The 14,963-nt window shown below is 33.2% G+C and carries 15 protein-coding genes; 7 read left to right on the top strand and 8 right to left on the bottom strand.

The genetic code is table 11. The features are described 5' to 3' along the window. The first annotated feature begins 63 nt into the window (after window positions 1–63). Window positions 64–897: a DUF6503 family protein gene (locus DFQ06_RS00505; RefSeq protein ID WP_133965414.1), complete on the top strand. Its 834-nt coding sequence runs from the start codon at window positions 64–66 to the stop codon at window positions 895–897. 56 nt (window positions 898–953) lie between these two features. Here the strand turns inward: DFQ06_RS00505 and DFQ06_RS00500 are convergent, their stop codons facing one another. The 3 genes from DFQ06_RS00500 to DFQ06_RS00490 form a co-directional block, all read right to left on the bottom strand. Continuing rightward, on the bottom strand, window positions 954–1,862 hold the full coding sequence (locus DFQ06_RS00500; RefSeq protein ID WP_042500060.1) for a TIGR01777 family oxidoreductase: 909 nt from the start codon (window positions 1,860–1,862) through the stop codon (window positions 954–956). Window positions 1,863–2,031: 169 nt separating this feature from the next. Further along, window positions 2,032–2,712 (bottom strand): tRNA (5-methylaminomethyl-2-thiouridine)(34)-methyltransferase MnmC2, encoded by a 681-nt coding sequence (gene mnmD, locus DFQ06_RS00495; protein WP_133965412.1) that lies wholly within the window; start codon window positions 2,710–2,712, stop codon window positions 2,032–2,034. Window positions 2,713–2,714: 2 nt separating this feature from the next. Next, entirely contained in the window at window positions 2,715–3,218 is a 504-nt protein-coding gene (locus DFQ06_RS00490) for a DUF4920 domain-containing protein (RefSeq protein WP_042500055.1), read from the bottom strand. A 92-nt stretch (window positions 3,219–3,310) separates the two neighbouring features. On the opposite strand from DFQ06_RS00490, the gene DFQ06_RS00485 reads away from it, so the two are divergent. Beyond that, window positions 3,311–4,378, top strand: a complete 1,068-nt coding sequence (locus DFQ06_RS00485) for a branched-chain amino acid aminotransferase (RefSeq protein WP_133965410.1) — start codon at window positions 3,311–3,313, stop codon at window positions 4,376–4,378. A 91-nt stretch (window positions 4,379–4,469) separates the two neighbouring features. Here DFQ06_RS00485 and DFQ06_RS00480 read toward each other — a convergent pair whose 3' ends face one another. From DFQ06_RS00480 to DFQ06_RS00460, 4 genes are all read right to left on the bottom strand, one after another. Beyond that, window positions 4,470–5,261 (bottom strand): redoxin domain-containing protein, encoded by a 792-nt coding sequence (locus tag DFQ06_RS00480; protein WP_133965408.1) that lies wholly within the window; start codon window positions 5,259–5,261, stop codon window positions 4,470–4,472. A gap of 12 nt (window positions 5,262–5,273) precedes the next feature. Continuing rightward, a complete protein-coding gene (locus tag DFQ06_RS00475; protein ID WP_133965407.1) occupies window positions 5,274–5,783 on the bottom strand; it encodes a TlpA family protein disulfide reductase in 510 nt (169 codons plus the stop codon). 76 nt (window positions 5,784–5,859) lie between these two features. Further along, complete coding sequence (locus DFQ06_RS00470) at window positions 5,860–6,246, bottom strand: pyrophosphohydrolase domain-containing protein (protein WP_042506352.1); 387 nt, start codon at window positions 6,244–6,246, stop codon at window positions 5,860–5,862. Between the two features lie 671 nt (window positions 6,247–6,917). Next, window positions 6,918–8,954, bottom strand: a complete 2,037-nt coding sequence (locus tag DFQ06_RS00460) for a dipeptidyl-peptidase 3 family protein (RefSeq protein ID WP_133965405.1) — start codon at window positions 8,952–8,954, stop codon at window positions 6,918–6,920. Between the two features lie 191 nt (window positions 8,955–9,145). Here DFQ06_RS00460 and DFQ06_RS00455 point away from each other — a divergent pair, with 191 nt between their 5' ends. From DFQ06_RS00455 to DFQ06_RS00445, 3 genes are read left to right on the top strand one after another with little or no spacing between them, the layout of a single operon-like run. Further along, complete coding sequence (locus DFQ06_RS00455) at window positions 9,146–10,180, top strand: SRPBCC family protein (RefSeq protein ID WP_133965403.1); 1,035 nt, start codon at window positions 9,146–9,148, stop codon at window positions 10,178–10,180. A gap of 7 nt (window positions 10,181–10,187) precedes the next feature. Continuing rightward, entirely contained in the window at window positions 10,188–10,553 is a 366-nt protein-coding gene (crcB, locus tag DFQ06_RS00450) for a fluoride efflux transporter CrcB (RefSeq protein WP_133965401.1), read from the top strand. Between the two features lie 5 nt (window positions 10,554–10,558). Next, the gene (locus DFQ06_RS00445) at window positions 10,559–11,344 is read left to right on the top strand and encodes an O-methyltransferase (RefSeq protein WP_074940177.1); all 786 of its coding nucleotides are present in this window, start codon (window positions 10,559–10,561) and stop codon (window positions 11,342–11,344) included. A 124-nt stretch (window positions 11,345–11,468) separates the two neighbouring features. Here the strand turns inward: DFQ06_RS00445 and DFQ06_RS00440 are convergent, their stop codons facing one another. Next, on the bottom strand, window positions 11,469–13,553 hold the full coding sequence (locus DFQ06_RS00440) for a DUF5723 family protein (protein WP_042506344.1): 2,085 nt from the start codon (window positions 13,551–13,553) through the stop codon (window positions 11,469–11,471). 288 nt (window positions 13,554–13,841) lie between these two features. On the opposite strand from DFQ06_RS00440, the gene DFQ06_RS00435 reads away from it, so the two are divergent. Together DFQ06_RS00435 and DFQ06_RS00430 are read left to right on the top strand one after the other, a co-directional pair. Next, window positions 13,842–14,414 (top strand): cob(I)yrinic acid a,c-diamide adenosyltransferase, encoded by a 573-nt coding sequence (locus DFQ06_RS00435; RefSeq protein WP_042500041.1) that lies wholly within the window; start codon window positions 13,842–13,844, stop codon window positions 14,412–14,414. Window positions 14,415–14,731: 317 nt separating this feature from the next. Next, a complete protein-coding gene (locus tag DFQ06_RS00430; RefSeq protein ID WP_019387375.1) occupies window positions 14,732–14,953 on the top strand; it encodes a DUF2795 domain-containing protein in 222 nt (73 codons plus the stop codon). Window positions 14,954–14,963: the final 10 nt, after the last annotated feature.

Below are 14,963 nucleotides of genomic sequence, written 5' to 3'. Positions count from 1 at the left end.
ACGTAAACACTAAAGGTTAGCCATTGTAAAACACATCTTAAAACTTAACTTTGTAAAAAAACTATGAAAATAAAAACTAATTTAATCCTTAGCGCCTTTACTATTTTTGCTTTAACATCTTGTAAAAATGAAGGGAAAGAAAACAAAGCAGAAACACCTATTGATAAGGCTGTAGAAGAAAAGCAAAAATTTCAAAATCAGGCTCACGAGTTAGTGTACCAAATGACACAAAAAGTTGGTGATTACAGTAAACTTGCCAGCAAAAAAGATGTAGTCTATACTTACACCTACCGTATACCAGATGGCAAAACCGATATTATTACGGAAAAGTATATTTTTAATGATGAACTATCTTACGGAGCTTATCAAAAGCACGAGCGCACACTTCCTGATTTAGAAGGTTTAATTGAACAAGGTTACGATGGTAATGAATTTTGGATAAAACTTAACGGAGCACCATTAAACGATGCGGCAGCATTAAAGAAAGTTGCTTTTAACAGACCTACAAATTTTTATTGGTTTGCCATGATGCAAAAATTGCTAGATCCGGGTTTACAATATGAGTACGTAAAGGAACTAACTATTAACAATACCACCTATGATGTTATTAAGGTTTCTTTTAACACCAGTAAACCATCAGATATTTATCAATTGTATATTAATAAAGAAACTAAATTGGTCGATCAGTTCTTGTTTACCGTTATGGATTTCGGTAGAACCGAACCTATGTTAATGATAATGGAATATGAACAAGTTGAAGATTTACTAATACCTACAAAACGTAAATACAAAAAATCTAATTGGGACGCAGAAGTAACCGAAGAACCTTGGATACTTGTAAACTGGACCGATATAAAATTTAATAACGGTTTAACGAAAGCTGATTTTAAAAAATAAAACATTCTGAAAAGTGGCTCTTAATTTAGGAGTTACTTTTTTTTTTGCAGAACCGCTTAACCTAGTAAATTATCTAAAGCCGGTTGTAAATGATGAAATTTAAAATCGTAGCCAGCATCTTCTATTTTTTTAGAACTTACACGCTGACTTTCAAACAACAAAAGATGCATTTCGCCAAGTACCAATTTCATGACAAACTTTGGTACATTAGGCATAAAAAAGGGACGGTCTAAAGTTGTGGCTATCGTTTTAGTTAACTCGTAATTAGTCGTTGGGTTTGGAGCAACGGCGTTATAAACACCACTTAACTTTTCTTGTAGTGCAAGCATAAAAATCTGAGACAAATCTTCTATATGAATCCAAGATTGCCATTGCTTTCCGCTACCAAAAGCAGACCCTAAACCTAATTTTACAGGTTTTACCATTTCGGTTAATGCACCGCCATCTTCAGCTAAAACTAAACCAATTCTAATTTTAGCGACTTCTATATTTAATTCTGAAAAACGATCTACAGCAGCCTCCCAAACATTTACAACTTCACTTAAAAAAGAATCGCAACTACTTATTTTAAAATCTTCGGTGTAATAGTTTGTTAAAGAATCGGGATACAAACCAATTGCGCTAGCCGATACCATTTGCGTTACCTGATGCTCTATTTTTTTAAGACTCTCAAAAAGTAAATGAGCTGTATCTTCTCGACTCGATAATATTGTTTTTTTATATGAAGTCGTCCAACGTTTTGAAATAGTAGCACCTGCCAAGTTAATAATAGCATCTACATTTTTAAAACAATCTAAATCTATCTCTTTAGTTTTGGGTTGCCAGTAAAAACCTTGATAGTTTTCGGTGTTTTCAAGTTTAGATTTACTTGTAGTTAAATAGTTAACCTGAATATTTTGAGCATGACAGCGACTAACAATTTCTTGTCCAATTAATCCCGTAGCTCCTGTTATTAAAACTCGCATCTACTTTTTATTTAAAGTTACAAAATAGCCACTTTATTTGCTACTCTTTTAGGGAAGGTTTAACACAATATTAATTATGCGCTTAATCTCTCTTCATTTTTAATAAAATGAAGAATAACGCTCTAAACCTATTGATATATTATAATGAGTGAACTAGTAAGTATCTCTACTATTTTGTACCTCGTAACATTTCGCGCTTTCCTGGAGGCCCCTCTAAACGCTCCACAGTAAACCCAACGGTTTGCATAGCACGACGCACACTACCTTTTGCTGCGTAGGTTACCAAAACGCCACTGGTTTTTAAAGCTTTATACATGGTTTTAAAAACAGACTCTGTCCATAATTCCGGCTGAACGCGCGCACCAAAAGCATCAAAGTAGATGATATTAAAAGCTTGCTCGTCTTCAATTTCTGCAAAAAACTTCTTTTGTTTTTCGATTGAGAAGCTAGGCGTTAAAGCATGTTTTTCGTTCCAAGCAACGTCATGGAGTGCTTTAAAAACAGATTCGTTATTTTCAGCTTTGAGCTCCTTAGCGTAGTTTAATAAACGTATTTCTTCCGTGGAAACGGGGTACGCTTCTACTCCAACATAATCTATTTTTAATTTTAGTTTATCAGCTTCTAGAAAAGTGATAAAAGCATTTAAGCCTGTACCAAAACCAATTTCAAGAATGGCCACTTCTTCACCTTCCGTTTTTATGTTTTCAGAATAAAAATATTGCAAACCATGTTTTATAAATACATGGTAAGCTTCTTGTATGGCACCATGTTTAGAATGATATTGCTCGTCCCAATCTGGTAAATGTATGGTTGAAGAACCATCGGCTGTAATTACAACTTCTCTTTTCAAATTTATTGTTTTAAGAGTACACCATCGGCCTCAAAAGAAAATGTTCTTTTGGGTGCAATAATTTGCTCTATTTCTTCTTTAGTTTTTCCTGCATCTGCGGCATAATGACGTTGCTCATCAACTGAAACTTCAGAAACAAAAGCATTACCATTAATAATAACTTCTTGACCGCTGATATCTTTTGGCATAAAAAAACCATAATCTTTAAATTTCACCATGACCTCGTTACCATCTTCCAAATCTAAACGCATCCAACAGCCTTTTGCCTGACAAACACTATTAACTTTTGCTTTTATTTTTGAAGGAATACTGTCGCCCACATTCATAGATTTATAATGCGAAGCCATAGAGATTGCCGGAATAGCATCATCGGCTATAATTTTATTTCCGAAAGAAGCATAACTAATCGTTTCTGTTTTAGTAGGTTCTGCCTGTTGCACATCTGCTTTCTTTTTACATGATATCATAAAAAAAACGCAAATAAAAGTGAGAAAAAGAGATTTCATTTGATGAATGTTTAGATTTTATACAATTTCTGTAAATATACCCAAATTTTAAAAACGAATTTACTTAAATTTACAATCTAAATAAGAACAATATGAGTGCTATAATCAACAACATCGAGATTATAAAAGCAAAATCGACAAAAATTAATGATGTAGATTTTGACAATTTAAAGTTTGGAAGTGTTTTTTCAGACCACATGTTAGTGTGCAACTATGAAAACGGTAAGTGGCAAGCCCCAAAGGTTACGCCTTACGAACCGATTACTTTAGACCCATCGGCTAAGATTTTCCATTATGGTCAATCGATTTTCGAGGGAATGAAAGCATATAAAGATGCCGATGAGAAAGTCTGGTTATTCCGCCCTTTAGATAATTTTAATCGATTAAATATTTCTGCAAAACGTTTAGCAATTCCTGAATTACCTGAAAATTATTTCATGGAAGGTTTAAAAGCGCTTTTAGAAGTTGATAGCGATTGGATTCCTAAAAATGAAGGAAGTTCTTTATATATACGTCCGTTTATTTTTGCTTCAGGAAATGGTTTTCATGCCTCACCTGCGGATGCTTATAAATTTATAATTTGTACAGCACCATCGGGAGCTTATTTCTCAGGAAAAGTAAAGGTGTTAATTGAAGAAAAATACTCACGTTCTGCTAATGGTGGTGTAGGTTTCGCAAAAGCTGGAGGTAATTATGCTGGGCAATTTTACCCAACACAATTAGCGATAGAGAAAGGTTACCAACAAGTAATTTGGACTGACGATAACACCCACGAATATATTGAAGAAGCTGGCGCTATGAATATTTTTGTACGTATAAACGATACATTAATTACAGGCCCAACGAGTGATAGAATTTTAGATGGTATTACTCGTAAGAGTATTATTCAATTAGCTGAAGCTGAAAACATACCTGTTGAAGTTAGAAAAATTACAGTAAAAGAAGTTGTTGAAGCGGCTAAGAACGGATCGCTAAAAGAAATGTTTGGAGCAGGAACTGCTGCGGTAATTTCACCTATTTCTGGATTTGGGTTTAAAGATGAAGATTTTGATTTACCAGAATTGGAAGATACATACGCTAGCTATTTAAAAAAGCGTATTACTGATATTCAAACGAATAAAACAGAAGATCCTTTTGCATGGAGATACGAAGTAAAATAATTTTACTTACCTCCTATCAAAAATGATAGATAAAAAAAGAGAGAAATCTAAATTAGATTTCTCTCTTTTTTTATGAAATAAATTTAATATTTTAGCTTCTACTTGCTTTTATTGGGCATCCAATAGCTTTTGTAATTTCTGGGCTTGGTTTTGTTCCGTTCTCTAAAGCCGTGATAGCATTTTCAAGAAACTTAACTTTAACATCTTCAGCAGATTTTGCATTATTATCTATAGTACCTATATATTGTACTTTACGTTCTGCATCTAATAAAAACACATGAGGTGTTCTTACCGCACCGTATTGTGGGTATATTTTTTGTCCTTCATCTACAAGGTAAGCAAAAGGAAACCCTTTTTCCTTAGCACGAGCTTGCATAGCAGCATAACCTTCTTTTTCATTCTCAGGACTATTTGGGTTAATAGCTATTACAGGGTAACCTTTAGGCGCATATTCATTATGCAATGCTATTAAACGATCTTCGTACATTTTTGCAAACGGACACTCATTACAAGTAAACGTTACAATGTAACCTTTAGCATTATCATAACTTGCTAGGGACACCATAGAACCATCAACATTTTTAAGATTGAAGTCGGTAGCTCGTTCTCCTATTTTATAACCGCCAATTTCTTCTAAACTCCTAGTTTGTTCCGGAGAACCTCCTTTAGGTGGCCCTTTTCTATCACCTCCATGTGGTGGAGGTCCTGATCTATCTCCATCATGAGGAGGTCCTTTTCGGTCTCCATCGTGCGGATGATCTTTATGATCGCTTTGGTGATTTTCCGCAGATACTTCACTGTTTTTTTGAGAGCTATCTTTGCATGATACTAAAACCGCAAGAGACAATGTTAATGTAGCTATTAATACACTTATTCTTTTCATTTTGAATTCTATTTATTTATTAAAATTTTTACTAATTTCAATTTCGATATCTTGTAAATCATCAAAAGAACGCTCGTAATAAAAACGTTTTTCGCTATTAAACATAATAGTAAACGGTATAGCGCCAGACCATTCAGGATTTATTTTATTTATCCAAGAATTAGCATCAGGATCGTCTAAAAGAACCACTTTAGTCGTTATATTATTTTTCTTTAAGAAGGGTTTCAGCTTTGTTTCGATGTCTTTTGGAAAGTCCATACTAACTAAAATAACTTCTACATTTGGGTTTTTGTTCGCATATTCTTGAATATACGGCAACTCCTCTACACATGGTAAACACCACATGGCCCAAAAATTTATTAAATATGTTTTATTGTTCTGAGTATAAAGTAAAGGCTCTAAGCCTTCAAAGTCGTAAACCGGAATATCTTGAGATATTATAGCTTCGTTTTTATTGTCTTTACAGCTTACCAAAAAACATAGAGTAACAATAAAACTAACTAATATACCTTTCTTCTTCATTCAAAAAATAACTTAATCTTAATTAGACTTCTTTATTTACAAAAGGTTTAATCTTAATAATAAATATTCAAAAAAGTTATTTCTTTAAAATATCGGCAATATTAGGTTGAAAATAATTTGGCCCCTTTAAGACTTTGCCATCTTCTCTATAGATAGGCTCTCCATCCTCACCTAACTTACTCATATTACTACGTTGAATTTCTTCAAACACCTCTTCAATTTTATATTGCATACCATGCTCTATAATAGTACCGCATAAAATATAAAGCATATCGCCTAAAGCATCAGCAACCTCTACAAGATCGTTATTATTAGCAGCTTCTAGATACTCTTCATTCTCCTCTTTCATTAGATTGAAACGCAATGTATTTTTCGCATCACCTAAATCCGCCTTTGGAGTTTCTCTGTATCCAATTTTATATGCCGTATGAAAGGCTTTTACTGCTTCTATTTTATTCTTCATAAATTATATTTTTAAACTTCTACAACCGTAGAAATCTCGTAAGTATTAATTAAATTTGCATAAAAATAGGGATATGTTTAGTAATGGTCAAATGATTTTCGGAGTAATATTTTTTATTGTTTTTGCCATTATTATTGGCTTTACCTACCGAAAAGACTTTAAACTGCACAAACGTTTCTATAGCGGTAGTATTTGGGTTTTAGTTGGGTTTATTGGCTTTATACTTTCTATTGTTGCTATTAAATTCTTTTTTAAATAATTCGTTTTTTTAAACTACCTCTTCCTGTAATCTACAAACGGGATTAATCTTTCATTTTTATAACAATCTTCAATAAAGAATACATTTTCTGTCTTATCAGGAATGCTCCTTTGGAAATTATAATATTAAAAATAAGCACTGCTTACTTATAAATTAGATGCTTTTTAATTCTCTTTCAAGTATTTATCAAGCATATTTGGGGTATTTATAAAAATTTACAACTTTATAACGCAACCTTTTTAAAAACGGTGCATCTACCTAACAGCTATTAAACTAATTTAAAAATGAAACTACTTATCATTATCGGTGTACTCATCTTATTAAATTTAATTCTATTAACGTTTAGTGTAAACAAAAAAACAGAACCCTGAATAAAGGTTCTGTTTTTTTTTATTTACAATTAACTTATTACTTAGTTAACTTCTGGAAGGAAACTATAATGCTTACTGTATGTTAACATTTGATCTACGAAAGACTCCGGATACTCTACATTTACTTTAGTTATTTCTCCTGCATCATTAGTTTCTGGAACTAAAATAGGATTCACATAACCTGTGTAAGGTGCCGAACTAAATTGTTTGTTACGCTCCAAAACATTTGCATGAATATCTTGGTCTACTTTTACACCATAACCTTCAACTAAAGCCTCTACAGCTTTATAATCACCTTCAGATTTTATACGTTGTGTTTCTTTTAATAATTCACCAAAAAGATCGTGTAATTTCGCATAATCATTGATGTTAAAATATGTTTTTCCGTCGCGTGTTACTTTTTCAATAACGTTATCTGCTTTTCCTTTTTCAAAAGCCCAAGCCGATACCCATTGTCTGTTTCTCATGTGAGCCTCTTCAACGTTATCTCCTAAATTTAAACGGATTAATTGCGTCATTAAACCATTTCTAATGTAACCGTCGTAAGCTGTTTTACCAATCTTTTCCCAATCGGTTACTAAACCTAGTTCTTGTAATTTAGGATTGTATAAATAATATAAACCAACTAAATCCGCACGACCTTCTTCTAACGTAGATGCGTAGTTTTTAAGCGTTTCTTTAGTTTCACCAACACCAGGATTTAACTTTCCGGAAGCATGACCAATAACTTCGTGTAAAGCAGTATGTAATTTATCGGCTAATTGCCCATACTCTTCTTCTAAAAGTAATTCTTCTTCATCATGAACAAATTCTTTTAAACGCCCAGTAGTTCCTGCATTGTTTGATGCATTTACAATATTCCCTAAGGATACAGATTTACTACCAACAGCGGCACGAATCCAGTTTGCATTTGGCAAGTTAACACCAATTGGAGTACTTGGAGACGCATCACCAGCCTCACCTGCGACATTAACAACTTTGTAAGTTACACCAACAACATTCTCTTTTTTATGCTCTGCCATTAATGGAGAATTGTCTTCGAACCATTGTGCATTATCTGATAATACTTTCATTTTCTGAGACATATCAAAATCGTTAATTTGAATGATACTCTCGTAAGATCCACGGTATCCTAATGGATCATTATACACCTCAATAAAACTATTAATGTAATCTATATTTCCGGCAGTAGCCCCAGTCCAAGCTACATTATAATCATCCCAAGTTTGTAAATCTCCCGTTTTATAATATTCAATTAAAAGACCTAAAGCATGACCTTGAGCTTCATTTTCGGCAACACCTTTAGCCAATTCTAACCATTTAATAATTTCGTCTATAGCTTCCCCGTAAAGTCCACCCGATTTATAAATACGTTCTTTTAAAACACCATCCTCTTTTACTAATTGGGAGTTTAAACCAAAAGATAAAGGCTTATCAGCATTTGGAGATTGCTTAGCTTTATAGAAACTTTCAACATCGTCGTTAGTAACATTTGGTCCGTAAAAATTAACTGCCGAAAGCGCTACATTATCAACACCTTTTGCCTGGTTAACTTTTTTAGTATCCGCATCATTAAATATAGCATCAAAAGCATCTGCATCTAAAGTTGTATTAGTTGCAGCCAATAATTCTTTTAAATAATCTGCAGAAAACTCAGGAGTTAATTTATCTGTAGAATAGTGATGGTGTATACCATTACTAAACCAAACACGTTTTAAATAACTCTCAAAACTTGCCCAATCTTTAGCATTTTTATCACCAGAATAGCTTGTGTAAACTTGCTCTAAAGCCTTTCTGATTTTTAAATTATAACGGTAATTTTGATCCCACATAATATCGCGACCAGACAAACCCGCTTGAGTTAAATAGTAAACTAACTTTTGCTCTTTTAAAGTTAATTTATCCCAACCCGGAATTTGATACTTTAATATTTTAATATCGGCAAATTGATCTACATTATAATTAAATGCAACAACCTCTTTTACCTCTTCAATAACCTTACTATCACCTTTTTCATTACCACATGAAAACAGCATTAAGTTTATTATTGCAATACCTACAATTGATTTTAGTTTCATAATTTAAATTATTATTATTTTTTAACTTACAAAAACAACTCTTTAAAGCGACTTACTATTCTTATTTTTATAAAAAAAGAACATTTCACTATTAAAACGTTATTATTAATTCAACAAATGTAATAATTTATTAAACGAATTTTAAAATTGATTATCTTTGAGTTAAATATTCTCTCTCTAAACCATATACAATGAAAGCTTTTAAGTATATTTTATTTCTTTTACTTATTACAATTATAGGCGCATCTATATATATTGCGGTGCAGCCCAACACGTATACGTTTTCTAGAAGTAGAATAATTGAGGCTCCAAGTACTGTGGTTTTTAATGAAGTGAATGACTATAAAAACTGGCCAAACTTCTCCCCATGGCTTGAACAAGAACCACTAGCAACACTTACTTATTTAGATAAAACCAGTGGTATTGCTGCAGGTTATGCTTGGAACGGAAACATTTTAGGAGAAGGTAGCATGAAGACTTTGGCTGTTGAAGAAAACAAATCTATTGCACAACAAATTAATTTTGTAACACCTTTTGAAAGTCAATCGGATATTAGTTGGTCTTTTGAGCCTGAAAACAATGGTACAAAAGTAACTTGGACCATGAGTGGGAAGCAAGATTTTATGACTAAAATGTATACCGCTTTTTCTGGACCTATTGAAGAGTCTGTTGGCCCCGATTTTGATCGTGGCTTATTTAAACTAGACAGCGTTGCCGTTGCTAGCATGAAAAAATACAGCATCAATGTTTTTGGAGTTACTCAACACGGTGGTGGCTACTATTTATACAACACCGCTTCTTGTAAAATAAACGAACTTTCTACCAAAATGCAGAATATGCTACCTAAAATTATAGCTTACGCTGAAAACAACAGCATACAAACCGCAGGTAAACCTTTTGTAAATTACCATCAATGGGATGAAGAGAATAACGCCGTTATGTTTTCGTGTTGTGTACCAACAACCGAAAAAGTAATATCTAATGATAGCGATATATTAACGGGACAATTACCACCTTTTAAAGCTGTAAAAACGGTTTTAAAAGGAAATTACACCAACTTAAAAGAAGCATGGGAAAAAGGCATGAATTATATTCCTGAAAATGGATTAGAAGCTTTAGAAAACGGACCGACTATAGAAGTGTATAGCAATTTAGCAGAAAACAACCCAAACCCTGCAAAATGGCTAACCGAAATATATATTGCCATAAAACCACTTGACGATTAATTTTTAAATGAAACAACTTGTATTCGTTTTTCTGGGTGGTGGTTTTGGTAGCGTACTGCGCTATGTAATTGGTAAACTTTTAAACAACACAGAAAACGGAATACCTTATGGTACTTTTGTGGCCAATATTTTAGGAAGCTTGCTTATAGGTATTGTTTTAAGTCTCGCTGTTAAACACGATTCGCTTTCACAAAATCAAACGTTACTTTTAGCTACTGGTTTCTGCGGTGGTTTTACAACTTTTTCTACCTTTGCTTACGAAAACCACATGTTTTTAAAATCTGGAGATTTCACCAGTTTTGCAATTTATACTATTGCTAGTTTTGTGGTTGGATTTTTAGCAGTATTCTTTGGCATGTATTTAGCCAAATAACTAAAATGGTTAATAAAAGCGTGTATCAAATTATTCAATATTTTAAATTTCTTTTAAAATCGACCAATGAGCACGGTGTGCACTCCCCTTTTGTATACGATTTAATTACCAAATGCTTTTACGATAAAGCAAACTACCCAGGTTATAAAACAATAATTGATTATAAAGCAGCACTTCTAAAAAACAACAACCTTATACAAGTAATCGATTTAGGCGCAGGTTCTCAGGTTATGAAACAAAAAGAACGCAGCATTTCTAAAATGGCTAAAAACGCAGGTTCCACCAATAAGCGCGCAAAACTACTATATAGATTATCAAACTACTTTAAACCCGAAAACAGCTTAGAATTAGGCACCTCTTTAGGCATAGCTACAGCAGCTTTACATTTAGGAAATCCCCAAGCTAGCATTACAACTATTGAAGGCTGCCCAAATATTTCCGCTTTTTCTAAATCTAATTTTGAAGTATTTAAGCTGAAAAAAATTGAGGTTATTACAGGTGATTTTAATGATGAAATTGAACAACTTAAAACCAATAGTTACGATTTAATTTTCTTTGATGGTAACCACAAAAAGCAAGCCACTTTAGATTATTTTGAAGCGCTTTTAGAAACAGCTCACAACGATTCTGTTTTTATATTTGATGATATTTACTGGTCTAAAGACATGACCGAAGCATGGGAAACCATAAAAAAACATCCAAAAGTAAAAGTTACTGTAGATACTTTTTTCTGGGGATTTGTTTTCTTTAGGAAAGAGCAAGTTCGCGAAGATTTTATAATTCGTGTTTAACTAAAATTTCACTTTACGTTCTCTCCTTTATTCGATATTCCAAAAAACAAACAAAAGCCTCAGAGTTATTAAACTCTGAGGCTTTTGTTTAAATAAAAACTATCTAAATATTATTAAGTAAAAATTACTTTACTAAGTTAATTTCTACTCTTCTGTTATCAGCTCTACCTGCAGATGTTGCATTAGTCGCAATTGGTCTAGTTTCACCAAAACCAATAGCAGATAATCTAAATTCATCTACACCATTTTTTACTAAATAAGCTTTTACGGCATTTGCCCTAGCATCTGATAGTCTTTGGTTTAAAGTATCACCACCAGAACTATCTGTGTGACCTTCAATAGAAAATTTAGCATCAGGATATTCACCTAAAATGTTAACAATTTCAGCTAACACTTTATTAGATTCTGTTTTAATAGAAGATTTTCCAGAGTTAAACAAGATAGTTTTAGCGTAAGCATTTAAAGTCGCTTGCACCTCTACTGTAGGCACAACTACTTCAGGACAACCTTTGTTTGCTACTGTACCAGCAACGTCTACACATTCGTCAAATTTATCTGCTACACCATCGTTATCTGTATCTTTCCATGGGCAACCACTGTTTTCTACAGGACCTGCAACTTTAGGACAAATATCAATATTGTCTAAAACACCATCGTTATCTGTATCTCCCCAAGGACAACCTTTATTTTCTTTAGGACCTGCAACTTCAGGACAATTATCCTCATTATCCATAACACCATCTACATCACTATCTAACCATGGACAACCGTTGTTTTCAGCTGGCCCTGCTTCTCTAGGACAACCATCTAACTTATCGATAACACCATCATTATCTCTATCTTTTGGCTTTCCTTGGTACACTGGCACTTTTAAACCTGCATAAACATCGGCACCTTTTGTATTATCACTAGCTAAAGCAGTAATTACAGACCCAGAACCTATGTATAGAGGTCCTGCTCTAAATCCTGCTCCGGCTTGAAATCCGTTATACTGCACTAAACTAACTGGTACGTAAAAACTAAACCACTTACTCTCAAAGCGAGGAGTTAATGACACCATGTTTGCAATACGACTCGCTTTTTCTTTTCCTTTAGCAATAAGAGAAAAATCAGTATTTAAGTTTAAAAAGAAACGCTTAGTAAAGCTATAATCTGCATTTAAATGAACAGCCGTTGGTAACTTTACTTTGTAACCATTAGTCACCGTACCAATACCGTAGATATTTTCTAAAGCATCTGCAAAATCATCACCATTATCAAAATCGTCTTCATTAATGTTTGCACCGTTAATATCAAAAACTTCTTGAGTTCCTTCTTTATAATTAATTTGACCGATATCTGTAATAGATAATCCAATTTTCAATTTATATTTATTTTGATCCTTATGATTATAAGCCGGTCCGTTCACACTTTCTGTTTGGTAATCTCTATAATCTGGTCTCCATTCGTAAACAAAACCTAAATCTGCGCCAAAACCAGAAGCATCTGGAAGTTCGTAATCATAATCATCATTATCGAAGTTATCATAATAACCGTAAGTTAACTCGCCTGTAGTATCTAAACTTCCTGTAGTTGGATTTGTACCATCGGCATCATAATCTACAGTTACATTTTTACCATAAGCATAAGCAGTACCACCACCTTGTAAATACTTTACGGTAAGACCACCTTTTAAAAAGTGTTCTTCTTTGTTCATTAAAACTCTAGCATAAGTTACACCTACTTCTGCCCAAGCTTGAGCAAAGGTTGTAAAATCACCTTCGTTTACAACAAAATCATCGGTAGTGTCATCATCAACATTATCAATAGTTTCTCCATTAATTTCGGTTACATTAACCATAGAGCGTGCTCTAGTAAAAATAGCTAAAGAGCTAGTTTCGGTTAAATTAAACATAAATGCTGGCCCCATAACATCTAAATTAATAGCTGCATTGTTATCTGTAGATGGCGATTTTTTTGCATCTAAATCAAAATCGTAATCGTCTTTAAGCGCATCCAAAAGGTTAACACCATAATAGTCGTTACCTGCAAAAGCACTAACACCTACAATGTTAATATCTGTTTTAAAACGAGAATCTGTAATATTAGCAGGGTTAGCAATAACGCTATTTACACCGCTGTAATTATCTGTAAGAAACCCTACGTAAGACTGCGCCTTAGCACCGAAGGAACCTAAAAGTAATAATACTACTAATGAGATTTTTTTCATAATTAAGTTTTGTTTTTTTATGTTGTTTTGTGCAAAAATAATAGTTTTACTTTTAATCTATAAGTGATAATTAACTTACAAGCAATTATTACAAAGTTTCTCTTAATCCCCCCCTTTTTAAAACAGTATTATTAACAATACTGCCAATTTCTTAAAGAATTGTTAAATAATATTCATAGAATAAAATAGCTTATTTAAAAATCTATAACTCAAATACTTCTAAAACGCATCTCCATATTTACAGTAATCTTTTTTGAAATTTCCTTTTTTAACAATTACCTTTAACCTATGAAAATTTACACTAAAACAGGCGATAACGGTACCACGGCATTATTTGGCGGTACTCGTGTACCAAAACACCATATCCGTATAGAAAGTTACGGCACTGTAGATGAGTTAAACTCTCATTTGGGTTTAATTCGCGACCAAGACGTTAATGAAGATTACAAGGAATTACTTACCGAAATTCAGCATAAATTATTTACGGTTGGCGCTATTTTGGCTACCGATCCAGAAAAAGCTGTTTTAAAAAATGGCAAAGACCGACTTAATATCGAAAAGATATCGATTAAGGATATTGAGCGTCTAGAGCTTGCTATGGACAGTATGAACGAAGCTTTACCAGAAATGACGCATTTTGTGCTTCCGGGTGGCCATCAAACCGTGTCATTTTGTCACATAGCGCGCTGTGTATGCCGTAGAGCCGAGCGTTTAGCAACAGCACTTAACGACTTAGAACCTTTTGAAGCGAATGCTTTAAAGTATTTAAATAGACTTTCGGACTATCTTTTTGTATTGGCACGAAAGTTGTCTTTAGACTTACAAGCAAATGAAATTAAATGGATTCCTGAAAAATATTAAATTATTTATTGGAAGTTTAAATTAAAAAGCTATATTTTGATTTGGAAGCGAAATCTGCGTTAGGGATTGAGGCTTTGTTGAAGCTCTCTTTTGTTTTTCTCAAAAAAAGCGACTGCCGAAAACCCGACCCTTGTGGTAACGCCCAAAACAAAAATAAAGCAAAAGTATTGCTACAATTATTAACTATGCAATAATAAATTTCAACTGTTTAGAGTACAAAAGGATACGTTCTTAAAATTAATGATTAAATAATTCATTTTTTACTTGTGTGTTTAAACTAAAAATTTATTTTTGCAAAAAATTAAACGCATTAACACATGTATTGGACTTTAGAATTAGCATCTTATTTAAGTGATGCGCCTTGGCCTGCAACCAAAGACGAATTGATAGATTACGCCATTAGAACTGGTGCACCTTTAGAGGTTGTAGAAAATTTACAGTCGATTGAGGACGAAGGTGATTCGTACGATTCGATTGAGGAAATATGGTCGGATTACCCTACAGATGAAGATTATCTGTGGAATGAAGATGAATATTAAAAATATAAGC

Source organism: Algibacter lectus (assembly GCF_004368925.1).
GTDB lineage: Bacteria > Bacteroidota > Bacteroidia > Flavobacteriales > Flavobacteriaceae > Algibacter > Algibacter lectus.
Note: the sequence above shows the minus strand (reverse complement) of the source record. Positions and strands in the feature narration are given on the sequence as shown.